Source organism: Devosia sp. A369, assembly GCF_054489345.1.
Genome location: NZ_JBTMWV010000030.1, coordinates 1 through 25,302, shown reverse-complemented (window position 1 = coordinate 25,302; position 25,302 = coordinate 1). Strand labels below are relative to the sequence as shown.

The window sequence follows — 25,302 nt, the reverse complement described above, 5'->3', positions numbered from 1 at the left end:
ATTGGCACTGCCGCTACTTGGCCGGGACGCAACGAGGGTGAATTCGTCAGCATTCTCCAATAATCCCTGTAATTCGGCGTTAGCAGGGAACGGAGCCTGGTTTGCGGCGACTACGTGCACCGCCATTAACCCCTTGTTTTCGTTGCGAAAATTGATCTCCGATAGCATTGATTTTTAAGTCGCTGAATTCACGTAGCAATTCACGGCGGGAAATGGCGAAACTCTTCGGGAGACTGCCTTGAGGCAAGCCCAAACGGCCCCAACTATCTCCATTCTCCAACGGCCATTTCCCCGAATAATGTTAGTTCGGAAATCATTCGGGCGGTTTCACATAACCTGCCAATATGAGCTTATGCCTGCGCATTAGGCGGTTGTCGTTCGCTGCCCGGCCGTAAACTCGTTGACCTTTGCTACGAAGGTCGGAATGGTACACTCGATCTCTACAGGCAGGCAGCCAGCGCTGTCGGACGTCGAGTCGGGAGATTTCCTTCCACAGTTGGTCGGATTGATCAGCCCTGAGATTTCATGATCTTGAACAAGGACTGAGCAGTCGAAACGATTTCGTCGCCAACCAACATGGTTCCCTCGATAAAGATGAGGGAACGCGTCTGGCGTGGCACGCGGAACCGGGCGACGATGAATTCCCCTCTCCTGATGGCTGCCATAAAGTTGATATTCAGTTGTATGGTCACGGCATGCTGATCGGTACCAACGAGCACGACATCAGCGACGGCGCTGCCGAGGAACTGGTCCCACGCGGCAGCGAGTGCGCCGCCATGCATGATCCCGTAACCATTAAGCATCGTGGGGGGGCAGACCAGCGCTGCTGCATAGTCGCCCCCCCTCCCCTTGATCCACTGCGGTTCAAAGGCTTCAAAAAAGGGGTTGGTCTCGCGCCGGGTCCAGCCGTCCTGCTCAGGATCAAACGGCTGGGATGGCACATCGCTGTCCGGGGTCATTGGATCGATCTGTCGTAACTAGGCTGGCACATGGCTTTGGTCAGGCCATGCCCAGGATAATGCGGGCTTCATCCGGCGTCGCAAGCTCGGCCCCTAAATCACGAATGATCTGTGCAGCGCGATCCACAAGCACCCTGTTACCCGGTGCAAGCACACCGTGCTCGAGGAACAGGTTATCTTCCAGGCCTACCCGACAGTGCCCGCCCAGAATGACCGACTGCGCGACGATGGTCATCTGGCTTCTGCCGATACCGAAGGCTGACCAGACGTGCTGTGCAGGGAGCAAGGACTTCATGACCTGCAGAACCTCAGACGAGGCAGGCGCGCCACCGGGAATGCCCAGACAGAACTGGAAAAAGGCAGGCGCCTCGATGTGACCGTCTTTGATGAGACGCAAAGCCAGTTCGATATGACCTAGGTCAAAAACTTCAAGCTCCGGTTTGACGCCCACCTGCCGGACGGCGGCCGCCATCATCTTGAGATGGGCAGCGGTGTTGACCATGGCGACGTCGCCAAAATTCATGGTCGCGACGTCGAGTGTGCAAATGTCAGGACGCAGAGCAACGACATGAGCCACCCGTTCAGCGGGCGGATGCACCACCGAAACAGGCGGCTCACCGCGATTGTCGGCGGGTATGTAGCTGGCGCCCATGCCCATGGTCAGGTTGATGATGACGCCGGTATCGGCCGCGCGCACGCGCTCCACCACTTCCTGATAGTAGGCCATGCCCATCGATGGCTCGCCGGTCTGCGGGTCTCGCACATGCAGGTGCACCGAGGCCGCACCAGCCTGCGCCGCGCTGATTGCCTCATTGGCAATCTGCTCCGGAGTGATCGGGACATATTTGCTGTTCGGGGTGATAGGCGTGCCGCCGGTGACGGCACAAGTGAGAATGACCTTACGCTTCATTCGGGCGCACCGGGTTGGTGGGCATCGCCGCGCGCGCCTGCATCACCTTGATGATATTCTGGTCGCGCCAGGCCTCGATCTCCGACATCGGCACATTGCCAAGTCGCTCCTCGAGCGCGTCCCCGAGGCTTTTCCGGCTGACATCACCGCCGCGCCAGCCGAACTGGTGCAAGGCGTGCTTGTAGCCGCCCCTCCCGCCCGTCAGATGTACCGCGGTGGCCAGCCCCATAAAGGCCCAGCGCAAGCCGACACCCTGCACAATCGCATCATCGATATCGGCATAGCTGCAGACGCCATCATTGACGAGCCGGCTGGCCTCATCGAGAAGCACATTCTGCAGGCGATTGACCACGAAGCCGGTCACCTCCTTGCGGATCAACATTGGAAACTTGCCGATCGCGCTGTAGAATCCCATGGCCCATTCCAGCACGGCGGGATCGGTCTGATCTGAGCCCGAGACCTCGACCAGCGGGATGAGGTAGCTTGGGGTGAATGGGTGCCCCACTACCAGCCGCCCCGGCGTGTTGCAGGCCGACGCCAGAATGCTCGCCAGGATGCCGGAGGTCGAACTGGCGATCACCGTGGATTTGGGCGCGTGGGCATCGATCTGGGACAGGGTGTCGGTCTTGAGGTCGACGCGCTCGGGCACGTTTTCCTGGATGAAGTCGGCATCCCTGACGGCTTCGGCAATGGTGGAAACCACCCGCAACCGATCCTGACTGGAACCCGGCGCTAGGCCGAGCTGCTCAAGGCTCGGCCAGATGCGGGCTATGTTTCCAGGCAGGGCATCCCGGATTTCAGCGCTATTGTCCATGACGGCGACATCGAAGCCACGCGCAAGGAAATAGGCAGCCCAGCCGGCGCCGATCGTGCCGCCGCCAATGCAGGCTATACGCTTGACCGAAGCGAAGTCAGGCGGTGTCATTCGACGATCCTCTGATGATGCAGGTCGACATTGTGGCCCTTGGTCGAGACGAAATAGCCATTGAGGATTTCGTCCCGGGTCAGGGAATTTAGACCCTCTATAATCTGGCACTGGGTTGGCATGTCTTCCCAGCGAGGCAGATTGTACTGGATGCGCGGTTTGCCCGTCGCTGCGGCTAGGACGCTTCCTACGCCCGGCTTCGGCCGCTGGTTGCCCGTCGTGACCTGTTCGACCTCGGCCTTGCCCCATTCCCCGGTGCGCGGCAGGTAGCGGTAGTGCATGATCTCGCCGCCCGTATCGGGCGCGGGATCGACGAGGGGTTCGGTGGTGGGCTGCAGGTCGCTGAGCTCGAGCTCGAAGAACCGGAATCCTTCCCAACTGGCTTCGCAGGTGATGCTGGTCTGGGTGCGGCGTGGCGGCGGCAGGTCGCAATAGACCTTGGAGAAGCCAAGTTCCTCGCGTCCCGTAGTGATGGGGTCAGCCATGTTCTCCCAGAGGACCAGGAGCAGCGAGCCAATGAACGGGCCGTTCTTGCCGTTGAACTGGACCGGGCAACGCATACCCAGTGTGTTGTAGCCGCGCCCGGCAAGCCAGGGGATGTTGCGGTTATAGGTCAGGCCGATCGAAACGATCGGGTCACCATAGCACTCGAAGCGCGGCGGCAGGATCTTCTCGATTGGGGCGCGGTCTGAGCGATAGTGCGCAACAACCGAGTCACACTCAAATTCGCTCCAGTCAAAGCGCCCGCCGTCGGGCCCCTGGCGCGGTCCCAGCGAGGGGCCAAAATGCACCGGCATGCGATACATGCGATCGGGAATAAACGTGTAAGACATGAAACTGTCCAGTCGGGCGGAATGCGCCGAGTATGGTTGAGAATATTGGGTGGGCCCCTTGGGACCCACCCGCGATTTCAGGCCAACCTTAGTTGGTGATGTCCATGTTCCAGAACACGACCAGCGGGCCACCCAGGATACCGGTGACATTGCTGCGATACGCGGTCGGGGTGAAGAACTGGCCGAGCGGAACAAAAACCACGTCTTCAGCGGCGCGCTTCTGGATATCGAGAGCGATCTGATCAGCCGCTTCAGCGGTGGGAGCGACCGGCCAAGCAGCGCGCAACGCTTCCAGTTCCGGATCACATGGCCAGCCAGCGAACGTGCCTGCTTCACACTGTGCGACGAGGTTGTAGTTGCTGAGCGGGTTGTCCAGCGTCACGCCGAAGTCCCAGGTGACATAGGCGTTCCACTCGCCGCCTTCACCAACCGGCTTATAGCGCGACTGCAGCATGGTGGCGTAGTCCATCATGCGCAGGTCGACATTGACACCGGCTGCCTTTAGGCGATCGGCGGTGATCATGGTCCAGTCGTACAGGACCTTGTTGTCGGATGCACCGATCAGGACCACGGGCTCGCCGGCATAACCAGCCTCTGACAGCAGCGCCTTGGCCTTGTCGATGCTTGGATCCTTGTAGGTCTCCATGCCGGCATCGTTCTCGTATTTTCCGCCGCATGAATAGACGCTATAGCAGGTGGCCCAGTAGGTGCCGTCGGCGCCGGATGTGGTGCGCATATACTCAGTCTGGTCGACCAGATGCGTCATAGCCGTGCGGGCCGCCTGATTATCAAAGGGCGCGACCTTCCAGTTCATGCGCAGCCAGCCCATGGCGCCCTGCGAGTTGAGGGTCTCCACCTTGACGTCCGGGAAAGCCTCGAGAATGGGAAGCAGGTCGATGGAAACCTGTTCAACGATGTCGACCTCGCCCTGGGCAAGGGCGTTAACCGCGGTGCCGGCGTCAGGCATCACCGTCCAGACAACCTGGTCGATATTGACGACCTTGCCACCGCAACTGCCATCAGCCGGTTCAGAGCGCGGCACGTAGTTCTCGTTTTTGTCATAGACGAGCTTGCTGCCCGGCACGTATTCGGCTGTGTTGAACACGAATGGACCGGAGCCGATATATTCGGTCACCGCTTCCGTGATGGGCAGGGCGGCGTCCTTGGCGCGCATCACAAACAGCGGGTAAGCGGCCGGCTTTGCGAACGCATCAGGAATGACGGACGAAGCGGTGTCGAGCGACACGCTGAAGGTGCTGTCATCAACGACAGCGACCTTCATGCCGAGTTTGAGAAGCTCGAGGCCCGTCACATCGCGCTGGGCCCAGCGCTCGACAGAAGCGGCGGCGTCGGCTGCGGTGACAGGTGCGCCATCCGCAAAGACCAGCCCGGAACGCAGCTTGAAGGTAAAGACCTTGCCATCGTCGGAAGTGGAGTAGGAATCCACCATCTGAGGCTGGGTCTGGTTGTCGGAAGTCCGGCAGAACAGGGTGTCGTAGACCATGAACGAGTGTTCCATGGTCACCGCCGCGGAATTGACCACCGGATCAAGGATTTTCGGCTCGGCACTGCCTACAAAACGAATGACCTTGGGGTCCTGCGCGTAGGCGGTAGACCCTGACATGCAGAGAGCCAGGAGTGAGGCCGAAGACACGACCTTAGCAATGGATCTGACGCGTGAAATATTCTTTTTCATTAGTTTCCTCCTTGTTGAATTCAGTTACGCAATAGCCCCGCCATACAGCAGACAGGCCGTTTCCCGGCCTGGCATGGTGCTCCTCAGCGCAGGATGCTCTTCGCGGCACCTCTGCTCAGCTTTGGGGCAGCGCGGATGGAAGCGACATCCTGAGGGCGGGTTGAGTGGAGAAGGCAGATCGCCCTCGATGGGGACACTGCGCTTTCCATCCTTGCCGCCGCGTCGCGGCAGGGATTTGAGGAGCTCGACCGTGTAGGGGTGCTGGGGATCTCCCAGCACATCACGTGCCGCGCCGATCTCGACAATCTCTCCGAGATACATCACGGCCACCCGGTCAGCGACCTGGGCGACAACGTGGAGGTCATGGGAGATGAACAACATGCCAAGGTTGATGCGTTCATGCATTTCCTTGAGCAGATTAAGGATTTGGGCCTGAACCGAAACGTCGAGGGCCGACACGGGCTCGTCGGCAACAAGTAGCTTGGGTTCGACAATCAGAGCACGGGCAATGCCGATGCGCTGGCGCTGCCCGCCGGAAAATTCGTGCGGGAAGCGATCCAGTTGATCACGGCGCAGGCCCACAAGGTCAAACATCGCCGCGACGCGCTCACGCGCATCGGCCATGGTGCAGATGCCATATCCAATCAGCGGCTCAGCCACGGATTCCCAGGCCCTGATACGCGGATTGAGCGACGAATAGGGGTCCTGGAAAATAAGCTGGGCATCCTTGCTCACTTCGCGCAGCTTGCGCCCGGAGAGCCCAACGGTCTGATTGCCGTTGACGGTGATTGAGCCAGACGTGGCGGGCATCAGGCCCACGGACATGCGACCGACAGTGGACTTGCCGCAGCCGCTCTCGCCAACAAGCGCGAGCACTTCGCCAGGCACTACGGTAAAGGAGAGCGACTTTACAGCCGACAGGGTGCCGACCTTGCCGAACATGCCGTCACGCACAAAGAAGGTCTTTGAGACATTCTCGAACTGGAGAAGATTGCCGGTCATTGCCGCTGCTCCCCCATTACGGGGTTCCAGCAGGCGACGCTGTGTCGTTCGCTTACGGGCAGCAGGTCCGGGTTCTCGGTAGCGCAGCGCTCGATGCTCGCCGTACACCGCTCGCGGAACACACAGGCGGTGGGCGGTGCGAGCAGTTGTGGCACCACGCCCGGGATTTCCTCGAGTGCGGGTTTGCTGCCATCGCTGGAATTCAGCACACGATCAATGTCTGGCGCAGCGCTGATCAGGCGGGATGCATAGCGATGCCGCGGCCCTGCCATCAAATCGCTGGTGGGCGCTGTCTCGACAACCGAGCCGGCATACATGACCACAACCCGATCGGCGACTTCGCTTACCACCCCTAGGTCATGCGAGATCAGCACGATGGCGCTGCCAACTTCCCGCCTCAACTCATCGAGAAGCGCCAGGATCTGCGCCTGGATCGTCACGTCTAGGGCCGTTGTCGGCTCGTCGGCGATGATCAGCTTAGGGCGGCAGGCAATGGCCATGGCGATGACGACACGCTGGCGCATGCCGCCGGATAGCTGGTGCGGAAATTCCGCGTAGCGCTTCGCAGGAGATGGAATCCGAACACGGTCGAGCAGCGAGATCACGGCTTCCCTGACGGCCGCGCGCGACAGCTTCTTGTGCTGGTTGAGCACCTCGGCGATCTGATCCCCAATGGTCATCATCGGGTTGAGCGCGGTCATCGGGTCCTGAAAGATCATGCCGATTTCTCCGCCCCGCACGCTGCGCCAGTCGCGCGACGACATATTGAGCAGTTCGCGGCCGTTGAAACGGATTGAACCCGAGACACGTGCGGTCGGAGGCAGCAGGCCCATGATTGCCATCGCTGTGGCGCTCTTGCCACAGCCACTTTCGCCCACAATGGCGACGATCTCGCCGGGATTGACCTCGAGCGCCATCTGGTTGACGGCGAACACTGTGCGATCCTGGCCTTCGAATGCACATGTCAGGTTTTCGATTTTGAGCAGGTCTGACATCGCAGCCATCATTTCTTGTTTCTTGGATCGAGCATGTCGCGCAGATGGTCGCCGAGCATGTTGATCGCGATGATGACGAGAAGCAGCGCCCCCCCAGGGATGAGCACGAGTTGGGGGAAGACCTGGAAATACATCCGGCCCTCGGCAATCATGTTGCCCCAGGACGGGATGTTGGGCGGCAGGCCGGCGCCAATGAAGGTCAGCACGGATTCCACCAGCACAGCCGAGGCGAAGACATAGGTCGCCTGAACGACTACCGTGCTGTAGGCGCTCGGCGCCAGATGCCGGAAGATGATGTAGAGGTCCGACCGCCCGGCAAGCAGGGCCGCATCGATATAGAGCGCGTTGCGGTTTGCGGCCGTCACCGACAGTACGACACGCACCATGCGGGGTATCTCGGCGACCGATATGGCAATCAGCACGTTGATCAGGCTGGGACCGGTCAGGGCCATCAGGACGATTGCCAGAAGCAGCGAGGGGATGGCCATGACGCCATCAACGACGCGCATGAAGATCGCGCCGAAAGTGGCGTAATAGCCGGCCAGCAGACCCAGAATGCCGCCAATCACCGCCGTCAGGATCATGACGCAGAAGCCGACGACCAGTGAGGCCTGTGAGCCCATGATCAGGCGGGAGAAAATATCGCGCCCCAGATAGTCAGTCCCGAACAGGTGCTCGGCAGACGGCGGCTTGAGCCGCATCGACGCAGAGCCGGTGGACGGATCGTGAGTGATGATCCAGCTTGCGGCGACGGCGCAAAAGAGCACGAGCGCCAAAATGGCGCCGCCAATGATGGCCGGCTGGTGCTTGGAAAGGGCTTTGAGCGTGAGCGATGCCATCATGCCCCCCGCAGCCGAGGATCAATCGCCACGTAGCAGATATCTACGAGCAGGTTGATCACGATATAGGAGAGGGAGAAAACGATGACGATGCCCTGGATGACCGGGTAGTCACGCGAGGCGATGGAATCCACGAGAAGCCTCCCCAGACCCGGCAGATTGAAAACAGTTTCGGTAACGACGGCGCCGCCAATCAGTAGGGCGATGCCGATACCGATCGTGGTGACGATGGGCGGCGCGGCATTGCGCAGCGCATGCACGAAATAGATCCTCGCATCGCTGATGCCTTTGGCCCGCGCCGTCCGGATGAAGTCCTCGGACATCACCTCGATCATGGAAACGCGGGTAATACGCGCGATGAGAGCCACATAGCCCAGCGCCAGCGTCATGGTCGGCAGCGAGATACTGCGCAGGAAGCCGACGACATCCTTGCCGGGCTCGACATAGCCCTGGATCGGAAACCAGCCGAGGCGGACCGAAAAGAGCAGCGCCAGCGAATAGCCGATGATGAAGACCGGCGCCGAGATACCGACCAGTGCGATCGACATGATCGCTTTGTCGAGCAGCTTGCCCTTGTTGTAGGCGGCGATTACGCCCAGCGGCACCGCTATGGCGACAGAGACCAGCACAGTTGCCAGCGCCAGGTTCACCGTGGCGGATGCGCGCTGCATCATCAGTTGTGTGACCGGCGTCTGCGAAATGAGGGAAACCCCAAGGTCGCCTTGCGCCACCTGCACAAGCCAGCTGGCAAACTGCGCATAGAGCGGCTGATCCAGCCCCATACTCTGGCGCAGCCTCGCGATGTCCTCGGGGGTGGCGTTCTGGCCCAGAATGGTCGAGGTCGGGTCACCCGGCGCCAGGTTAAGCAGCAGGAATATGACAGCGGAAACCACCAGCATGACCGGGACTGCCGACAGAATTCGTTTGAAAAGGTACTGGAGCATCTGACCGCGCCAGCCCTTCAGACGACGTTGATGCAGGCGACCTTCAGGTCGCTCATGGCAATTAGGGCCCCCTTGCCGCCAACCCGACCGACGCCGCTTTCCTTGCCGGATTTTCCGCCAAACGGAATGTGGGTTTCCCAATAGGAGTTGGGCAAGTTGACGTTGACGATACCGACCGGAAGCTCCTCGATGAAGCGATAGGCGCGCCGCAGGTTCTGCGTGAACACGCTCCCCACCAGCCCGTGCCGATCCTCCTCGGCCATCCGGATAGCTTCATCATCCGAGCTGAACTTGATCAGCGGCGCCACCGGGCCGAAGGTTTCTTCGCGGCTGATCAGCATGTCGCCGGTAACGTCCGCCAGTACAGTCGCCGGATAGAACAACCCATTGCTGCGTTCCTGATCGGCATGACCGCCAGCCAGGATACGCGCCCCTTTATCGCGCGCATCAGCAACGTGAGACTGAACCTTCTGCAATACCGCAGCATTGTTCAGCGGCCCCATCGTGGTCGCCGGGTCCATCGAGTCACCGACCACGATCGCCCGCGCCTCGGAAGCCATCAACTGCGCGAATTCCTCATAGACCGCCTCATGCACCAGCACGCGCTCGGCGGCCGAGCATATCTGGCCGGCATTGCTAAAGCAGGCACTGGCGGTTGCCCTGGCGGCAGCCTTGAGGTCAGCATCATCGAGAATGATGGCCGGCCCGTTGCCGCCCAGCTCAAGCGTCATCGGCTTGCCAGCTGCACGAGAGGCGATCTGCTTGCCGACGGCAGCGCTACCGGTAAACGCCACGCCATTCGTTTCGCGATTGGAGACGATTTCGTCACCCACAGCCGCGCCCGGTCCGCTGACCAGGTTGATTACGCCGGCTGGTAGGCCTGCCCGCTCGATGATCCTGCAGAGTTCAACGGCAACCAGCGAGGTGCTGGGAGCAGGCACCCACACGATGGCGTTGCCCATTACGATCCCCGGAGCGAGGCTTTCGACGGGAATATTGACGGGGAAATTCCAGGGCGTGATCACGGCATAGACGCCGCGCGGCTGGTAATATGAGGCCACGTGAACACCTGGCTTCGCGGCCGTCATTGTGCTGCCTTCCAGATAGCGCGCTTCGGCGGCCGCCATGCGGAAACCATCCGCGGCAGCGGCGACTTCACCACGTGCTTCCGCAATAGGCTTGCCCTGCTCGCGCGCCAGAAGCTCTGCGAGGCGCTCGGCATCAGCCAGCATGGCGTCGGCAATCCGGTCGCACTGGGCGGCGCGGTCCCAGATCGGACGCTTGCCCCATTCGCGCTGCGCCGACCGCGCGGCAGCAATAGCATTCTGGGCGTCGATACGGTCGCTCCAGGCAATGCTGCCGATGGCAGCACCGGTGGCGGGACTAAACACGGGGCGGGTTTCACCCGACCGTGCACCTACCCACTGCCCACCGATCCAGTTCCCAGCATCCCCATAGGCGTAAGACATCAAGCCACCCTTTGATTAAAATTACTGCCTGGTCCCATCGACGAAGTCGTCGATACTGAATTTCTCAGTCATGCAAATGGAGAGAACAGTGGCCGGCCCTTCGGACATGCGAGCGATAAAATGCTTCATCCGGCTGTCAAAATATGTGCTGTCGCCGATCTTGAGGTGAACCGGGGAGTAATACTCGGTGTAAACCTGAACCTCGCCTTCACAGACATAGATGAACTCGTCGCCGTCATGGCTGGACCATTCGGAGACCGGCGGCGGCTCCCGGGTCAAAATCTTTGCGACGAGCGGGATCATCCCCTTCCGGGTCAGCTCGGAAGAATGGGCACTATATTCATAGTGCTGGGACGAAAATTCAGTCCCCTCATTGGCACGCGTCACCGTGCGGCGCGCAATAGCCCCTTCACCCGAAGAACCCTGCGCGTCAGCAGGCATCTGGCCGCCAAAGAATTCAGCGAACGAATACCCGTAAACGTGCGCAACCTTGACGATTGTGTCGAAGGACGCCGAAACGTGGCCATTCTCGATCTTGGATAAGGTTGAAATAGCCAATCCCGTCTGTCCGGCGACATTCTCGAGTGTCCATTTGCGCTGCAGGCGCATCGCCTTGAACCGCGACCCGACCTCTTGGACTATGGCACCTGGCTGCTCTGCACGAGCCTCTACTCCATCCTGCATCCACCCTCCAAACAGCCGATCCGATCCGCTGCTTTGAACGATACGCAAACAAATTTTTCCTGCAAGAGAATTATTGCGTCTATAGGAAAAAACTTGCATGCTCGATTTGTATTTGAAGCGCTAGTCAGGGAGATGGCGTTGGTGAGGATATTCGCTGCAGCTCTGGGAACGGAGACGAATACGTTCTCCCCGCTGCCGACGGGGTGGATCACATTTGCCGAAAGCCTCTACGAGCGGCGCGACGGCAGCCTCGTCAGCGGCGACTTCTTCGTGCTACCTCTTAAGGCTTGGCGACGTCAGGCCGCTGAGCGTGGCGACAGTTATGTCGAGAGCATTGCCGCCTATGCCCAACCTGCCGGACGTACGGTACAACCCGTGTGGGAACGCCTGAGAGGCGAGCTCCTCGGGGATCTCCGCGAAGCAGGGCCAGTCGACATCGTCCTCCTCAACCTGCATGGCGCCATGGCATCGGAAGGATGCGACGACTGCGAGGGCGAGCTTGTCGAGATGGTGCGCGCCATCGTGGGCAAGGACGTCGTGATCGGCGTCGAGCTTGACCTGCACTGCCACCTGACTGACCGCATCGTGGATACAACCGACACCGTCATCCTCTACAAGCACTATCCCCACACCGACACAATCGAGCGTGCCGATGAGCTCTACGACATCTGCCGACGAACTTTCCTAAAGGAAATACGGCCGGTTACCGCTGTCGTCGATTGCCAAATGTTGGGCGTTTGGCGGACCTCGGACCCGCAGATCAGCGCGATTGTGGACTACATGCACAATCTTGAACGGCAGGACGGCATTCTGTCAGCCAGTTTTTCCCACGGCTTTCCCTGGGCGGACGTTCCCGACGTTGGCGCAAAGGTGCTGGTCGTCACAAACGGTGATCGGGCGCTGGCAGATCAAACAGCACAGGAGTTCTCCGAGCGCGTCCTGACCCTGCGCGACAGCTATCACCCGCCGCTCCAGAGCATGGAATCGGCGGTAGCACGGGCACTCGCCACGGAGGGACTGACCGTCATTGCCGACATTTCCGACAATGCCGGGGGTGGCGCTGCGAGCGACTCGACATTCGTACTCTCTCATCTGCTGAACGTCGCGAATGGAGCCAAGGTCCTGTTTGGCACGATCTGGGATCCGCTTGCCGTCCGGTTCTGCGAAGAAGCGGGCGAAGGCGCCACCCTCGACCTGCGCGTTGGCGGCAAAGTTGGCCCCCAATCTGGCGATCCTCTCGATCTTCGGGTTACGGTGAAGCGCATTCTGCACAACGCAACCATGGCTTATTCCGAAGGTCGGCAAGCCATGGGCACGTCGGCCTGGGTCAGCTGCGGCAATACTGACATCGTTCTCTGCTCGGTCCGCACGCAGACATTCCACCCCGATGCCTATACGCAATTCGGAATCGATCCGGCGCTCTATCGGATCGTTGTTACCAAGTCCGCGCAGCACTTTTATGCCGGATTCGCGCCGCTGACCAATGACATCCTCTATGCGGTCGCTCCCGGCACCGTGTCTCCAGATTTCAGTGAACTGAATTTCACGAAGACAACAAGACACCTCTGGCCCATTTCTTCAGACTAGCCGTGCGCGCCTTGTCTTCAGCTTGTAACATTGAGCATTCAACTATGTCTTCCATCGCTACCGAATTGGAAGAGACGCAACGTCTCTTCAGGCGCCATTTGCCCATCGCCACCGCTGGCACACCGCATATCGAAGTCGATGAAACTGTCCTGCAGCGCAACCTTGCTGCCATGCAGCAAAGGGCAGAGGCAGCCGGGGTCACTCTGCGTCCCCACATCAAAACCCACAAATCCATCGAGATCGCTCGGCGGCAAGTGAGCCTTGGCGCAGTCGGCCTCACAGCATCCAAGCCGAGCGAGGCAGCCGTATTTTCAGCGGCCGCATTTCGCGACATCACCCTCGCCTATCCGGTCGTCGATCCAGCGAGTGTCGACGCACTGCTCGAAACGGCAAAAGCCAACGACACGCGTATCACTTTTATTGCGGGAAGCCGCGCGGGCGCTTCCGCAATCAGCCGGGCCGCAGCGCGACACGGGCTCACCCTGCCCTGCTTCCTAAAGGTCGATGTCGGTCTGGGGCGCATAGGCGTAAAGCCGGAATCGGCTGAAGCACTCGAATTGGCTTCATTTCTGGCTGCCGACAGTCATCTGGAATTCGCCGGATTGCTGTCGCATGCCGGTCACGCCTATAGCGCGAAAAGCCCGGAACAGATCGCCGAAATCGCCCGGCGTGAAGGTGCCGACATGGCCGCCCTAGTGGCAAAGCTTGCCGCATCCGGCGTCATGGTCAAGATTGTCAGCACCGGCGCGACCCCTACGGCACTGGGCGCACCAATCGGGGCGGGCATCAATGAAATCCGCCCTGGAAATTATGCATTTCTCGACCTTACCGCTGTAAAGCTCGGGCTGTGTACGCCCGCAGACCTCGCCCTGACGGTCATTGCGCGCGTGGTGGCGGTAAATGACACCTACGCCATCATCGACGCAGGCTCCAAGGCGCTAAGCGCTGATACTGGTCCACATGGCACCGGCGACGCCGGCTATGGCATTGCCGTCGCCGCCGATCCGGAGCGCATAGGCGACAGCTATACAGTCGTCAAAATGTCCGAGGAACACGGCTTCCTCACCTGGAAAGGCACACACCCGCGTCTGGGCGATTATGTCCGTATCTACCCCAAGCACAGTTGCGCGGTCGTCGCGCAGTTTGACAGCTTCCTGTTGCGATCGGCCTCGGGCGACGGACGGGTCATTCCCGTGGACGCTCGCGGCAAGTTCAACTGACCCACAGCAATTCTCCGGCGGATCCAAGCCATGATCACCTACAATCTTAACGGCAAGCGCGCTTTCGTCACTGGCGCAGCATCGGGCATCGGCCTGGCGACGGCAACCAGGCTTGCCCGGTCCGGATGTCGAGTCGCCATCAATCACCTCCCCGATGATCCCCGCGGGCTGGCAGCTATCGAAGCCCTCCGGAAGCAGGGCCTCGACGTCATTGGCGCCCCCGGTGCAATTGGTGACGGAAATGAGGCCGAGTTCGTGGAGAAAGCCATCGGCGAACTGGGCGGCCTCGATCTCCTGGTGAACAATGCCGGTACGCCAGGGGTGAATGCTTCTATCCCAGCGAACCGGCTGGACCTGATTACCGATGAACTCTGGGACACTGTCATCTCGGTAAACCTGGTCGGCATGTTCCGCACGACCCGAGCAGCCTCAAGCGCACTCAAGGCCGCTGGCGGTGCCGTGGTCAATGTCGCGTCGGTTGCCGCGCTCACGGCGAAGGGATCGAGCATGGCCTACGCCGCGACCAAGGCCGGTGTGGTCAACCTGACCAAACACCTTGCCATTGGCCTTGCGCCCGATGTGCGCGTAAACGCCGTGGCTCCTGGTGCGGTTGACAGTCCGTGGCAAATCAGCTGGACCGAGGAGCAGAGGGCTTCCTCGACCGACCAGACCCCTTTGAAGCGCTGGTGCACCCCGGAAGACCTCGCGGAGATGATCATCTTTCTAGGATTTGGTGCTCCCATGGTCACGGGTCAGACTGTCGTCGTCGACGGCGGATTAATACTGTAGTCGACGCTGGTCGCAGCCCAAGACCTCAAGAGCGCTATTAATATGTTCGGTCGACTACTAGAGCGTCCGGCACAGCCCCCTGTCGCCGCCGCAAGTTGTCGTTCCCCTGCCTTCATACTAGACCCTCGAGATTCGGCATAAGCAGCGCCCGCTTTTGCCAAATGCAGCCCAAGCAGGCCGCAGCGACAATGCCCGAACCCGAGCTGCAGCTCTTTTGCATCCAGGCAGAGGCCATCGCCCGCGCGCTTGGAGAAACCGGGAAGAAGCACTGACATCGGCGTGATCTTGCCGGTTGCTGTCGATCCGCACGGGCATGAGTGCGGCCCTTTTGGCTTAACCCTGTTAAACCAAAGCCAAGGTGTCGATCTGGGATTGCCAGTTAAGGTCAATCACTGGGTGCGGGCGCGCCCGCTCCAGCAAATCCGGCGAACTCTTGCCGCTCAGAATGTCCTCCACAATTCGCGGTGCGAGATATGCCAGGGGCAAGATCCGGCTGATATAGGCTGCACTGCGATTTTCAGCTGCCGCGAGCTGGGCAATCGAGCCGGCTTCGCCATTGGTGAGCCGTTCGGCCCACCGGCGCGCCCTAACCACAGCGGCAATCAGTTCGGTGTCGGGCTGCAGATTGTCCGGTCCGGCAACAACCATCTTCATCTGCGGGCCACGCCGTCTGATGACGAGCGGCGCTCGGAAGCTGATGACCTCGCTGTGTGGATCGGCGTTCGCCGGCCAAGCGGTGCTTTCTGACTGTCGAATTTCGAGCAGCCGGTGCAAACCGGTTCGTGAAATCTCCAGCTCTAACTGGGTATCGCGATATCGAACCTTGGCGATCACATCGCGAACAACACCGTGTTGCGGCTGACTCAATCGGTGTCCCAGAAGCTCAGCGCTCCGCTGCGCGTGGTGCAGCGCCCCAGCGATCTGGTCCGCACTCACCTCACCCAAGTCACCGATCAATTGCTGTTGGTTCATCAAGTACGCGCGGAGAGCGGCCAGAGTCGCGGCTTCGATCTCGCCAGCGGCCAATCGCCAGAAGGTGGGTTTCTGCCGCTGCGCGACGGCGTCGACTGCGCGGACCTTGGGTGTTGGTTTGAAGCTGAGCCTGCACCGCCGCCCATATCTTGGCATCGATGATGGCCTCATGCTGCCCAGGATGCGAGACCTTCTTATGCGGCACACGGCCAATGTAGATCGGGTTGGACAGAAGCTTATAGAGATGGCCGCGCGTGAAGTTGCGGTTGCCATGCTTTCGGGCATTGGCGGACAGGCGCGGCGCCGTCAAAACATTGTCCGCCTTGAGGCGCTCCAGCAGAGCCGGCACATTGCCCACGTCCAAATAGCGCTGGAACACCTGCCGGATGGTGGTGGCCTGTTAATCGGTGTGGGGCTTGGGTGCCGATCGGCACGCTAAGCCATTGAAGCCTATACATCAGGAGGGGTCGCACGATGGCGCCGAATTACAGGTGGCACCAACGGCGCTGTACTTCCGCGCTTTATGAGGGAAACCGGCAGCACGCGATCCTCCGCCGGAGCCGTCGGAAATTTTAATCGGTTGATGAGCAAGTCGACCGCCTGTGCCCCTAGAAGGCCGAGAGGCTGGCGCACGGTTGAAAGGTCAATCAGTGGCCAACTGCTCCACTGCATGTCGTCGAAGCCAACGACGGAAACGTCTCCTGGCACGCGCAGATTGAGAGTTTTAAGTACGCTGAGGGCGGCTATGGCGACCAGATCGTTGACGCAGACGATCACGGTCACCTCGCGCCGCCCGATCGCAACCACCGCCTCCGGGCGCAACTGGGGCAGCAGGTCTACTTCCACCTCCCAGATAATATCGAGCCGTCCCCGGGCGACCGACATGAAGCCCTCGCGGCGTTCGCGGTTACTGCTGACCTCCTGATAGCCGGAAAGCATGCCAATGCGCCCGTGGCCTAACGCAATCGCGTGTTCGGCCATCAAGCGACCACCGGCGAAGTGGTCGGCCTGGATGCTATCGAGCGACGGAAAAGCCATATCGAGCGAGACCATCGGAAAGATCGGTGGGGACTTTGGGTTGAAACTGGGATGCAGCATGGCGACTGCCCCGTCCACGCCATGCTGACGCAAAGTCTGCACCGCTCGCAGCGTGCGCATCGGCTCATTTCCCGAGTCTATGACCAAAGTTGCATAGCCCAATGCCTCGGCGCGCACCTGAACGGCATGGGCGATTTCGGGAAAAACCGGGCTACTCAAATTCGGCAGGATGCAACCGATAACCTGATTGCGCCCAGTCTTGAGGGCACGGGCAGCATTGTTGCGCGAATACCCAATATCGGCAGCGGCCTTGCGCACCAAAGCATCAACTTCAGGCGTGACCTTGTTCAGATTATTGAGAACATAGGAGACGGTTGCGGACGACACACCCGCGGCCTTGGCCACGTCTTTGATGGTTGGAGTTTTGCGCTCAGACATTTTGTATTCGACCATGGGTACTATTTAGCGCCGATTCCTCGTCAACACTCCAGTGCGCACATTGCAACCCTCTTGACTCCACATAGCGCGTTGGATGTATAGTTTACACGATTAAACGCCTTGTGACAGGGCGGTCATGGATTTGAATTTCATATCCAGAGAGGGAGGAACAATCGTGCCAAAGGTTTCAATCGACAAAAGGGCGCGGCTCGCACTGCTTGGTTTCGTCAGCGTTGCGGCGCTAATCGCGGCCAGCACGGCAGGCGCCGTGGCACAGGACAAGATCTTGCTGCTGATCAATGGCGCACTGGGCGACAAGTCGTTCTTCGACTCGGCCAATCGCGGCCTCGAGACGATCAAGCAGACCTATGGCGACGACGTGGAAACGCGCGTGCTGGAAATTGGTGACGATTCGACTGGCTGGGAGCCAGCTCTGCTCGAAGTGTCGGAGCAGGACTGGGACCTGATCATCGGCGGCACCTTCGCTCTGTCGGAAACGCTGGGTGATGTGGCCGAGCAGTATCCGGACAAACAATATATCCTGTTCGATGCCAGCCTCCCCTATGATGGCGGTGCCTATTCCAACGTTTATTCGATCCAGTACAAGCAGAACGAAGCCTCCTATCTCGGTGGCGTTCTTGCTGCAGGTCTGCTGCAATCGGGCCTGCCCGAAGGCACCGGCAAGCACCTTGGGTTCCTCGGCGGCATGGACATTCCGGTCATTAATGACTTCCTCGTCGGCTATGTGGCTGGTGCGCAGTCGTTCAACCCGGAGGTCAAAGTTTCGGTCGCCTATGCCGGCTCGTTCACCGACGCGGCCAAGGGCAAGGAGCTGGGGCTTGCGCAGTATCGTGCCGGTGTTGGCATCGGCTTCATCGCCGCTTCGCAGGCCGGTCTGGGACAGGTGTCCGCCGCCAAGGAAACCAATCAGTATGTACTGGGCGTCGACTCCGATCAGGAATCGATCTTTGCCGAGAGCGATCCTGAACTGGCGAGCCGCGTCGTGAGCTCGGTGCTCAAGAATGTCGATGTGAGCCTGGTGCGCGCCTATGAGCTTTACCGCGAAGGCAAGCTACCCTTCGGCACGGCTGAAAATGTGGGGCTGGCCGAAAACGCCGTGGGCCTGGTGGAAACCGGCAATATGGCAAAGCTGGCGTCGCCCGAAACCCTGGCCGCCATCGAAGCTGCCAAGGCCGGCATCGCATCGGGCGCAATCGTGGTCCCCACCGGCTTCGGCATGGACACGGCAGCGCTCAACACCCTGCGCGATAGCGTCCGTCCATAAGTCGAGTTAGCGCCACAGATGGAAAACGCTCCCCCAATCGTCGCCTTTCGGCAGGTCGGCAAGACCTACCCGAACGGCACCGTGGCACTAACTGAAGCCACGTTCGACATCGCCAGGGGATCGATCCACGCCATCTGTGGCGAGAACGGCGCGGGCAAATCCACGCTGATGAAAATTCTGTTTGGGCTGGAAAACCAGAGCACCGGGCAGATCATGATCGATGGTGCCGTCGCAGGGGCGGCACCGGACTTTGCCGGCAAGCATGGCATCGGCATGGTGCATCAGCACTTCTCGCTGGTGCCTGTCCTGACCGTCACCGAGAATATCATCCTGGGCCATGAGCCCACCAAGGCCATTTTCACTGACCGAGCACGGGCGCGCGAGCAGGTATTGGCGCTGAGCAAGCGTTACGATTTGGCTGTCGATCCAGACGGACGCATCGAGACGCTCTCGATCGCGGCCCAGCAGAAGGTAGAAATTCTCAAGGCGCTGTCGCGCCAGACACGCCTGCTGATCCTGGACGAGCCGACGGCTGTGCTGTCGCCACCAGAGATCGAAGAACTGTTCCGCCGCTTGCGCGACCTGCGCGACACCGGCATCACCATCTTGTTCATTTCCCACAAGCTGCACGAAGTGCGCGCTTTGGCCGACACCGTGACTGTACTGCGCGCCGGACAGGTCGTCGGTTCGACCGCGCTTTCCGATGTCAGCGACGCCGAAATCACGCGCATGGTGATGGGCCGCGACGTGGATGTGCCGCGCCGCCAGCGCATGGCTCCAGAGGCGCCGGTGTTGCTCAGGGTGTCCAATCTCTCCACAGAGGCAGACGACCCGGCGGACCGGATCAGCGACCTCAGTTTTACCATTCAGGGCGACGAGATTATCGGGATCGCCGGGGTGGATGGCAGCGGCCAGCGCGGGCTGGCCGCAGTACTGAGCGGCCTGTTGCGCCCGTCCTCGGGCAGCGTGAACTTTGCCGGAACCGAGATGGGCAAGGCGTCGGCTGCAAATTGGCGCCAGGCGGGACTGGCCTATCTGCCGGCTGACCGCTTCACTCAGGGCGGCACGCCAGGCATGACCTTGGCCGACAACGCCATTGCCGGTACTGATGGCGACGTGCGCTGGCAATGGGGCCCATTCCTGCGCCGCCGCAGCATTCGCCAGAAAGTGCGCGACATGGTCGCCGATTATTCGGTGCGGGCGCGTGGCATCGGGGAGCGCCTCGACTCCCTCTCCGGCGGCAATGCGCAAAAGCTGATCGCGGCGCGCGAGCTGGACGGAACGCCAAAGTTCTTGATCGCCGACCAGCCAACGCGCGGCATCGATGTCGCTTCGGCGGCGTTCCTGCATGGCCGGATCGACATGGCGGCGCGCGAGGGTGCCGCCGTGTTGCTGATCACCGCGGATCTCGACGAATTACTGCGGCTGGCCGATCGGGTCATCGTGCTGTTCAACGGGCGGATGGTTGCCAACTTGCCCAATAGCGCTGACCTGACGCCGGCCAAGCTCGGTCCCTTTATGCTCGGGCTGGAGACTACCGCATGACTCGCTCCATCCTTGCCGGTCTGACCGAATTCGCGCTCACCGCGCTCGTCGTCTCCATTGTGATCATGGCCGTTCTGGTGCCGGTGGCCCTGCTACAGCCCGAGCCGATGCAAGTGCTGCAATTGTTCATCCTGGGACCATTCAGCTCGATGCGCCACATCGGCAATATTCTCGAAGCGGCGACGCCGACCATGCTGACCGGGCTTGCCGCGACGTTGATCTTCCGTGCAGGCAGCTTCAACCTCGGTGTCGAGGGCAGTTTCTTTGTCGGCGGGGTCAGCGCGGCGGCGGCGGCACTGCTGTTGCCTCTGACCGGGTTCATCGCCGCGCCAACGGCCATCCTCGTTGGCGCATTGGTGGGCTCGATCGCTTGCGTGGTGCCGGGGTATCTGCGCGTCAAGTTCGGCGCGTCCGAGATGGTCAACTCGTTAGTGCTCAACTTCGCCCTGCTCTATGCGGGCATCTTCGTGCTCAACTATTTCCTGCGCGACCCCAATGCAGGGGCGCTGGCGTCGTATCGCCTGCCCGGCGATTTCACGCTGGAACGACTGATGCAGGGCACGCGCCTGCATACCGGTGTCATCATCGCTTTCGTCGCCTGCATCCTGGGCGGCATCTGGCTTTATGGCACGCGCTCGGGACTCAATGTGCGCATCGTTGGCGCAGGTCCGGGCATGGCGCGGCATCTGGGCCTCAGCGCATCGGGGCTCGTCATGCGGGCTCAGATTATCGGCGGGCTCGTCGCTGGAATGGCGGGCGCCATCGAGGTGCTGGGGCTCTATAACCGCTTTACCTGGACCAGCCTGCCCGGCCATGGCTGGACCGGCATCACCGTGGCGATCCTGGCGCGTGAAAACCCTTTCCTCGTCATCCCGGCGGCATTGTTTCTGGCCTATCTCCAAGTGGGTGGAGATAGCCTTGCGCGCAATTTGAACGTGCCAAGCGAAGTGGTGGGGCTAGTGACGGCCGCGATCATGCTGACCGTCACCGCAACGGCCATTTTCCGCCACCCCGCTTTCCTGCGGCTCATCCGCGACATCAAGGGCGAGGAGCAGGCAGCATGATCGACGCGATCTGGAACAACATTTCCGATCCGGCGCTGTTCGCAACCGTGCTGCGCGTGATGACGCCGCTGCTGCTGGCGGCGCTGGGCATCCTGATTTCGGACCGCGCCGGGGTGCTGAACATCGGCATGGAGGGCATCATGCTGTCCGGCGCGCTGGTTGGCGTGCTGGCCAGCGCCTGGACCGGGCAACCGTTCATTGGGCTGTTTGCCGCCCTCGTCTGTGGTGGCATGCTCGGCGCCCTGATGGCGCTGGCGATCAATGGTCTGGGTACGCATTTTATCATAACGGGCATTGCCCTGAACATGGCGGCGGCTTCGGCGACGACGCTGGGACTGTTCCTCGCCACCGGCGACAAGGGCATGTCGGGCGCGTTGAAAAGCGGCGTGCTGCCCAATCTGCACATCCCGCTAGTGCGTGACCTGCCTGTGCTGGGACCGCTGCTATCAGGCCACCATATGCTGACCTACGTCGCCATTCTGGCGGTACCGCTGGTATCAATCATGCTGGCGCGGACCCCGTTTGGCCTCCATATCCGGGCCGTTGGCTCTGACCACAAAGCGGCAGCCACGGCGGGCGTTTCACGCAACCGCACGCAGCTGCAGGCGCTCGCCCTGTCAGGCATGTTCGGCGGCGCAGCCGGCGCCTATCTGTCGATGGGATATGTCAGCTGGTTTGCCCAGAACATGACTGCCGGACGCGGCTTCATCGCCATTGCCGCCCAGGTGATGGGCATGGGCACCGCCTGGGGCACCTTCGCCGCTGCCGCCGTGCTCGGGATAGCCGAGACCACCGCGATCACCATGCAGACCCTGGGCCTGCCCAATGAGCTGATGCAGATGATCCCCTACCTCGTGCCGGTGCTGGTGCTGACCGTTTATGCAGCCCGCCGCCAGGCCAAGACACGTACCCACTCCTAACGTCGAAGGAATACCCTTTATGAAAGCCTGGGAACTGACGCGCGACCTGCTGCGCAACACCAAGCCAGTCGTCCGCACTGCGGAGGAGCAGACCTGGGATGCCAGCGCTGTCATGGCTGCCGGCGACATGACAGTCGCCATGTTCTGGAAGAGCAATGTGCCCGGCTCGGCGGCGCCGGAATGCCTGATGGCCGGTGCGCTGCAGTCGATGGTGAGCAAGGGCTATGTGTTGGCGCCCTATCAGGACCTGCTGGCTGAGGGCCTTGCCGCGCTTGAGGCCGGCGATTTCGAAACGCTCTATATGATCGACATGCGCCTGCGCGTGATCATGCAGAATGCCAAGCCCGACCCCGAGCATCCCTCGCAGAAGACGCTGCGCTATGCCGACTGGGACGCGATGGACAAGGATACGGTCTGGCCTGACGACGAGGCCGTCGACGTGCATGGAGACACATTCGCCGACCAGACCCGTGCGGCTTGGCTGGGTCAGTTCGTAGGCGCTGCTGCCGGCACCGCACTCGAGGGCTATACGGCCGAGAACATTGCCGAGGTGTTCGGCCCGATCCGCGACTATGTACGTGAACCTAACACCTACAATGACGACATCACGTTTGAGCTGGCATTCCTGGAAGCCTTTGGTGAAAAGGGCCACGCGGTCACCAGCACCGATATCGCCGAGCGCTGGACCGGCATGATCCCCCTGGGCTGGTCGGCGGAAGCAGTTGCGCTGACCAATATCCGCCGCGGCGTCCTGCCGCCGCTGAGCGGGTCAATGGACAATCCATTCGACGAGTGGATTGGCGGCCAGATGCGCGGCACTATTTGCGGCATGGTCGCACCCGGCCGTGCCCGTGAAGCCGCACGCCTGGCCTACCTGGATGCGCAGATTTCAGCAGCTGGCAATGGCATTCTGGGCGAAGTGTTCAACGCCGTGCTCGCGGCCCGCGCCTATACGGCCAACGACACCCGCGAGCTACTGGTCTCCACCTGCGCATTGTTCTCGACTCGTACGGAATACGGCGCGGTGCTGGAGTTTGCGCTCAATGCCTGCCGGACGTCGCAAGATTGGCAGACGGCCTGGGGCAAGTGCGACGCTGAATATGTCGAGTATAACTGGATCCACGTCTACCCGAACGCGGCCGCACAGGTCGTGGCGCTCTGGTTCGGCGATGGCGACTTCGATCTGACGCTGGAGATCGTTTGCGGTATCGGCCACGACGTGGACTGTAACGCTGCACAGATTCTGTGCGTCATCGGCATCCTCAAGGGCACCAGCGTCATCGCCGAACGCTGGTACGCGCCGCTCATCGCCGGTGACATCGTCACCTACATGCGCCGCCCCGCCACAATCGCCTTCGAGGACCTGCTGACCCAAACCGTCAAGGCAGCAGCGAAGCAGTAATCGGTATCCGCACGCCGTAAAACGCGCAGGTGCAAAGTGGGGTGGCTCACAAGAAGCCATCCCACTTCAGGGCCAGCCAATGCAGATCGGCCCTTTAGCAGTGTGCATGGCGGTGAGACGTTAGGCCACGGAGCGTCGGCATTTGCGCTGATGCGGGCGGCGCAAAAGTCGTCCAGTGGTTAGGCTGGTTTTCTTTGCGGGGGCCGCCGGGGATGTTGGCAGTGGAGGTTTATGGGGCTGTTCGGCGGTTGTCTTCGTTGAGGGTCACAGCCGGCGGGAGGCGGCTCGGGTGTTTGGGCTGAGCAGCACGGACATCATCATCAGGTCGCCAGCGCTGAACACACCATCGAGTCAGCCGGCATCACCAAGGCGATCAGAAAGCTGGCCCAGCCGGTCTCTGACGCGATCCTCGACGAGAGGCAGGCGTCGCGGGCAGGGTCAGTCGCCTCAAGGATTCTGGCGGTTGCCAGATCAAGGCCCGGCGGTTCCACGGTGCTGAGCGCGTCGAACATCGGTGCGCATCTATCTGACGATTTAGACAGCGATTTCGACGGCTTTGCTGGCGGAGGTGGCCTGCTGCGCCTTGCGACAATTATCGAAGACCCATCCACTTCAGCATTTAAGAGCCCGACTCAAAACTCTATGAGCAATTGCAATGCCTTGCGATGCGCCTGGTGAGGATGCGGATGTGGGCGATGAAGATCCATGCCTGGGCGCTGGCGATGGATTTCTCCCAGTCCTTGGCGAGCCGCCGGCATCGGCCAAGCCAGGCAAAGGTGCGTTCGACCACCCAGCGGCGCGGCAGGAGTTCGAAGCCCTTGGCGATATCGGAGCGTTTGACGATCTGCAGTTTCCAGTCGCCGATCCTGGCCAGTGCGCCGCGCAGTTTGGGGCCGGCATAGCCGCCATCGGCGAACACATGGCGCAGCCAGGGAAAGCTGGAGCGGATGGATTGGAGCACTCGGGCGGCACTGTGCACCACCAGCCCCACCATGAGGCCGAGCGTGTCGGTGACGATATGGCGTTTGCGGCCCTTGATCTTCTTGCCGGCATCATAGCCCCGGATGCCGCCACTTTCGGTGGTTTTGACGCTTTGGCTGTCGATCACCCCGGCCGAGGGTGAGGCCTCTCGCCCTGCCAGTTCGCGGGTGACCATCACCAGGTGATGGTTGATGATGGCGAGCAGACCGCTGTCGCGCCAAGCATAGAAATAACGCTGCACCGTCGATGGCGGTGGAAATTCTCCAGGCAGCAGGCTCCACTGGCAGCCGCTTGAAGCCATGTAGAGAACAGCGTCCATTACCGCCCGTAAATCCGTGGTTCGGGGGCGACCGGTAGACCGCGCCGGCGGCAGCAGGGGCGCAAGGATCGCCCACTCCGGATCGGTCAGATCACTTGAATAGCGACGTCCACGTCGCGCATACTGGCGTCGGGCAGTTTCAGTCCAGGCCATTGTGGTCTCCGTTCAGTCTCGCAACCGAACTGAATCACAACCTGCTGAAACTGCTCAACCCTTTTTGGGTTGGGCTCTAAGCAGCGGTTCCAGTGTGAGATCGAGACCGGAACACAGAAAAGTGACAACAGCGAGCTAATGTAAATCAAACAAAAATATAGTTCGTTCTTTGATCAAGGCCCAATTAACAAAGACATCACGAAGAATGTCTACTTCCATTACAATAAATCAAACCGAATACAACAATATTCCTACACATCTGTCAGGCCGTTCGAATTGTGTTAAAAATACGACATTAGATTGAATATGGAGGAGACATCATGGCTGATTTTC

At 60.7% G+C, this 25,302-nt stretch carries 24 protein-coding genes; 8 read left to right on the top strand and 16 right to left on the bottom strand.

Going from position 1 to position 25,302, the window contains the following annotated elements; genetic code table 11:
* Positions 1 to 509: 509 nt before the first annotated feature.
* From ACX3OZ_RS19510 to ACX3OZ_RS19460, 11 genes are all read right to left on the bottom strand, one after another.
* Positions 510 to 959 carry a PaaI family thioesterase gene (locus tag ACX3OZ_RS19510; RefSeq protein ID WP_459105293.1) on the bottom strand — a complete coding sequence of 150 codons (450 nt, stop codon included), beginning with the start codon at positions 957 to 959 and terminating at the stop codon, positions 510 to 512.
* A gap of 40 nt (positions 960 to 999) precedes the next feature.
* The gene (locus ACX3OZ_RS19505) at positions 1,000 to 1,869 is read right to left on the bottom strand and encodes a beta-keto acid cleavage family enzyme (RefSeq protein WP_459105292.1); all 870 of its coding nucleotides are present in this window, start codon (positions 1,867 to 1,869) and stop codon (positions 1,000 to 1,002) included.
* The gene (locus ACX3OZ_RS19500) at positions 1,859 to 2,794 is read right to left on the bottom strand and encodes a 3-hydroxyacyl-CoA dehydrogenase NAD-binding domain-containing protein (protein ID WP_459105291.1); all 936 of its coding nucleotides are present in this window, start codon (positions 2,792 to 2,794) and stop codon (positions 1,859 to 1,861) included. Before ACX3OZ_RS19500 ends, ACX3OZ_RS19505 begins: the two co-directional genes overlap by 11 nt.
* Positions 2,791 to 3,627, bottom strand: a complete 837-nt coding sequence (locus ACX3OZ_RS19495; RefSeq protein WP_459105290.1) for an acetoacetate decarboxylase family protein — start codon at positions 3,625 to 3,627, stop codon at positions 2,791 to 2,793. The genes ACX3OZ_RS19500 and ACX3OZ_RS19495 overlap by 4 nt, the downstream gene beginning before the upstream one ends.
* Before the next feature lie 88 nt (positions 3,628 to 3,715).
* Positions 3,716 to 5,323, bottom strand: a complete 1,608-nt coding sequence (locus ACX3OZ_RS19490; RefSeq protein WP_459105289.1) for an ABC transporter substrate-binding protein — start codon at positions 5,321 to 5,323, stop codon at positions 3,716 to 3,718.
* A gap of 24 nt (positions 5,324 to 5,347) precedes the next feature.
* On the bottom strand, positions 5,348 to 6,325 hold the full coding sequence (locus ACX3OZ_RS19485) for an ABC transporter ATP-binding protein (protein ID WP_459105288.1): 978 nt from the start codon (positions 6,323 to 6,325) through the stop codon (positions 5,348 to 5,350).
* A complete protein-coding gene (locus ACX3OZ_RS19480) occupies positions 6,322 to 7,332 on the bottom strand; it encodes an ABC transporter ATP-binding protein (protein ID WP_459105287.1) in 1,011 nt (336 codons plus the stop codon). The genes ACX3OZ_RS19485 and ACX3OZ_RS19480 overlap by 4 nt, the downstream gene beginning before the upstream one ends.
* A complete protein-coding gene (locus ACX3OZ_RS19475) occupies positions 7,329 to 8,159 on the bottom strand; it encodes an ABC transporter permease (protein ID WP_459105286.1) in 831 nt (276 codons plus the stop codon). The genes ACX3OZ_RS19480 and ACX3OZ_RS19475 overlap by 4 nt, the downstream gene beginning before the upstream one ends.
* Positions 8,159 to 9,103, bottom strand: a complete 945-nt coding sequence (locus ACX3OZ_RS19470) for an ABC transporter permease (RefSeq protein WP_459105285.1) — start codon at positions 9,101 to 9,103, stop codon at positions 8,159 to 8,161. Before ACX3OZ_RS19470 ends, ACX3OZ_RS19475 begins: the two co-directional genes overlap by 1 nt.
* Positions 9,104 to 9,120: 17 nt before the next feature.
* A complete protein-coding gene (locus ACX3OZ_RS19465) occupies positions 9,121 to 10,572 on the bottom strand; it encodes an aldehyde dehydrogenase family protein (protein WP_459105284.1) in 1,452 nt (483 codons plus the stop codon).
* A gap of 21 nt (positions 10,573 to 10,593) precedes the next feature.
* Complete coding sequence (locus ACX3OZ_RS19460) at positions 10,594 to 11,304, bottom strand: helix-turn-helix domain-containing protein (RefSeq protein ID WP_459105283.1); 711 nt, start codon at positions 11,302 to 11,304, stop codon at positions 10,594 to 10,596.
* Between the two features lie 93 nt (positions 11,305 to 11,397).
* Between ACX3OZ_RS19460 and ACX3OZ_RS19455 the strand changes: the two genes are divergently transcribed.
* From ACX3OZ_RS19455 to ACX3OZ_RS19445, 3 genes are read left to right on the top strand one after another with little or no spacing between them, the layout of a single operon-like run.
* A complete protein-coding gene (locus ACX3OZ_RS19455) occupies positions 11,398 to 12,843 on the top strand; it encodes a M81 family metallopeptidase (RefSeq protein WP_459105295.1) in 1,446 nt (481 codons plus the stop codon).
* A 44-nt stretch (positions 12,844 to 12,887) separates the two neighbouring features.
* Positions 12,888 to 14,063 carry an alanine racemase gene (locus ACX3OZ_RS19450; protein ID WP_459105282.1) on the top strand — a complete coding sequence of 392 codons (1,176 nt, stop codon included), beginning with the start codon at positions 12,888 to 12,890 and terminating at the stop codon, positions 14,061 to 14,063.
* A gap of 30 nt (positions 14,064 to 14,093) precedes the next feature.
* Entirely contained in the window at positions 14,094 to 14,852 is a 759-nt protein-coding gene (locus tag ACX3OZ_RS19445) for an SDR family NAD(P)-dependent oxidoreductase (RefSeq protein WP_459105281.1), read from the top strand.
* Positions 14,853 to 15,194: 342 nt separating this feature from the next.
* Here ACX3OZ_RS19445 and ACX3OZ_RS19440 read toward each other — a convergent pair whose 3' ends face one another.
* The 3 genes from ACX3OZ_RS19440 to ACX3OZ_RS19430 form a co-directional block, all read right to left on the bottom strand.
* Positions 15,195 to 15,824 (bottom strand): hypothetical protein, encoded by a 630-nt coding sequence (locus ACX3OZ_RS19440; protein ID WP_459105280.1) that lies wholly within the window; start codon positions 15,822 to 15,824, stop codon positions 15,195 to 15,197.
* A complete protein-coding gene (locus ACX3OZ_RS19435) occupies positions 15,799 to 16,212 on the bottom strand; it encodes a recombinase family protein (protein WP_459105294.1) in 414 nt (137 codons plus the stop codon). The genes ACX3OZ_RS19440 and ACX3OZ_RS19435 overlap by 26 nt, the downstream gene beginning before the upstream one ends.
* A 62-nt stretch (positions 16,213 to 16,274) precedes the next feature.
* On the bottom strand, positions 16,275 to 17,315 hold the full coding sequence (locus tag ACX3OZ_RS19430) for a LacI family DNA-binding transcriptional regulator (protein ID WP_459105279.1): 1,041 nt from the start codon (positions 17,313 to 17,315) through the stop codon (positions 16,275 to 16,277).
* A 160-nt stretch (positions 17,316 to 17,475) separates the two neighbouring features.
* Between ACX3OZ_RS19430 and ACX3OZ_RS19425 the strand changes: the two genes are divergently transcribed.
* The 5 genes from ACX3OZ_RS19425 to ACX3OZ_RS19405 are packed head-to-tail and all read left to right on the top strand — an operon-like array spanning position 17,476 to position 23,516.
* Positions 17,476 to 18,585, top strand: coding sequence for a BMP family ABC transporter substrate-binding protein (locus ACX3OZ_RS19425; protein ID WP_459105278.1), 1,110 nt, complete (start codon positions 17,476 to 17,478; stop codon positions 18,583 to 18,585).
* 18 nt (positions 18,586 to 18,603) lie between these two features.
* Positions 18,604 to 20,130 (top strand): ABC transporter ATP-binding protein, encoded by a 1,527-nt coding sequence (locus ACX3OZ_RS19420; protein ID WP_459105277.1) that lies wholly within the window; start codon positions 18,604 to 18,606, stop codon positions 20,128 to 20,130.
* Positions 20,127 to 21,194, top strand: coding sequence for an ABC transporter permease (locus tag ACX3OZ_RS19415; protein ID WP_459105276.1), 1,068 nt, complete (start codon positions 20,127 to 20,129; stop codon positions 21,192 to 21,194). The genes ACX3OZ_RS19420 and ACX3OZ_RS19415 overlap by 4 nt, the downstream gene beginning before the upstream one ends.
* The gene (locus tag ACX3OZ_RS19410) at positions 21,194 to 22,114 is read left to right on the top strand and encodes an ABC transporter permease (protein WP_459096110.1); all 921 of its coding nucleotides are present in this window, start codon (positions 21,194 to 21,196) and stop codon (positions 22,112 to 22,114) included. The genes ACX3OZ_RS19415 and ACX3OZ_RS19410 overlap by 1 nt, the downstream gene beginning before the upstream one ends.
* Positions 22,115 to 22,133: 19 nt before the next feature.
* Entirely contained in the window at positions 22,134 to 23,516 is a 1,383-nt protein-coding gene (locus ACX3OZ_RS19405) for an ADP-ribosylglycohydrolase family protein (RefSeq protein WP_459105275.1), read from the top strand.
* A gap of 320 nt (positions 23,517 to 23,836) precedes the next feature.
* Here ACX3OZ_RS19405 and ACX3OZ_RS19400 read toward each other — a convergent pair whose 3' ends face one another.
* Both ACX3OZ_RS19400 and ACX3OZ_RS19395 read right to left on the bottom strand, forming a co-directional pair.
* A complete protein-coding gene (locus tag ACX3OZ_RS19400) occupies positions 23,837 to 24,028 on the bottom strand; it encodes a hypothetical protein (RefSeq protein WP_459105274.1) in 192 nt (63 codons plus the stop codon).
* A gap of 128 nt (positions 24,029 to 24,156) precedes the next feature.
* Positions 24,157 to 24,969, bottom strand: coding sequence for an IS5 family transposase (locus ACX3OZ_RS19395; protein ID WP_459105273.1), 813 nt, complete (start codon positions 24,967 to 24,969; stop codon positions 24,157 to 24,159).
* Positions 24,970 to 25,302: the final 333 nt, after the last annotated feature.

Excerpts from the sequence above, each read along its gene's own strand:
- ACX3OZ_RS19510 (WP_459105293.1), bottom strand. The coding sequence starts at position 959 with ATGACCCCGGACAGCGATGTGCCATCCCAGCCGTTTGATCCTGAGCAG.
- ACX3OZ_RS19505 (WP_459105292.1), bottom strand. The coding sequence starts at position 1,869 with ATGAAGCGTAAGGTCATTCTCACTTGTGCCGTCACCGGCGGCACGCCT.
- ACX3OZ_RS19500 (WP_459105291.1), bottom strand. The coding sequence starts at position 2,794 with ATGACACCGCCTGACTTCGCTTCGGTCAAGCGTATAGCCTGCATTGGC.
- ACX3OZ_RS19495 (WP_459105290.1), bottom strand. The coding sequence starts at position 3,627 with ATGTCTTACACGTTTATTCCCGATCGCATGTATCGCATGCCGGTGCAT.
- ACX3OZ_RS19490 (WP_459105289.1), bottom strand. The coding sequence starts at position 5,323 with ATGAAAAAGAATATTTCACGCGTCAGATCCATTGCTAAGGTCGTGTCT.
- ACX3OZ_RS19485 (WP_459105288.1), bottom strand. The coding sequence starts at position 6,325 with ATGACCGGCAATCTTCTCCAGTTCGAGAATGTCTCAAAGACCTTCTTT.
- ACX3OZ_RS19480 (WP_459105287.1), bottom strand. The coding sequence starts at position 7,332 with ATGATGGCTGCGATGTCAGACCTGCTCAAAATCGAAAACCTGACATGT.
- ACX3OZ_RS19475 (WP_459105286.1), bottom strand. The coding sequence starts at position 8,159 with ATGGCATCGCTCACGCTCAAAGCCCTTTCCAAGCACCAGCCGGCCATC.
- ACX3OZ_RS19470 (WP_459105285.1), bottom strand. The coding sequence starts at position 9,103 with ATGCTCCAGTACCTTTTCAAACGAATTCTGTCGGCAGTCCCGGTCATG.
- ACX3OZ_RS19465 (WP_459105284.1), bottom strand. The coding sequence starts at position 10,572 with ATGTCTTACGCCTATGGGGATGCTGGGAACTGGATCGGTGGGCAGTGG.
- ACX3OZ_RS19450 (WP_459105282.1), top strand. The coding sequence starts at position 12,888 with ATGTCTTCCATCGCTACCGAATTGGAAGAGACGCAACGTCTCTTCAGG.
- ACX3OZ_RS19445 (WP_459105281.1), top strand. The coding sequence starts at position 14,094 with ATGATCACCTACAATCTTAACGGCAAGCGCGCTTTCGTCACTGGCGCA.
- ACX3OZ_RS19440 (WP_459105280.1), bottom strand. The coding sequence starts at position 15,824 with ATGAACCAACAGCAATTGATCGGTGACTTGGGTGAGGTGAGTGCGGAC.
- ACX3OZ_RS19430 (WP_459105279.1), bottom strand. The coding sequence starts at position 17,315 with ATGGTCGAATACAAAATGTCTGAGCGCAAAACTCCAACCATCAAAGAC.
- ACX3OZ_RS19420 (WP_459105277.1), top strand. The coding sequence starts at position 18,604 with ATGGAAAACGCTCCCCCAATCGTCGCCTTTCGGCAGGTCGGCAAGACC.
- ACX3OZ_RS19415 (WP_459105276.1), top strand. The coding sequence starts at position 20,127 with ATGACTCGCTCCATCCTTGCCGGTCTGACCGAATTCGCGCTCACCGCG.
- ACX3OZ_RS19405 (WP_459105275.1), top strand. The coding sequence starts at position 22,134 with ATGAAAGCCTGGGAACTGACGCGCGACCTGCTGCGCAACACCAAGCCA.
- ACX3OZ_RS19400 (WP_459105274.1), bottom strand. The coding sequence starts at position 24,028 with ATGTTCGACGCGCTCAGCACCGTGGAACCGCCGGGCCTTGATCTGGCA.
- ACX3OZ_RS19395 (WP_459105273.1), bottom strand. The coding sequence starts at position 24,969 with ATGGCCTGGACTGAAACTGCCCGACGCCAGTATGCGCGACGTGGACGT.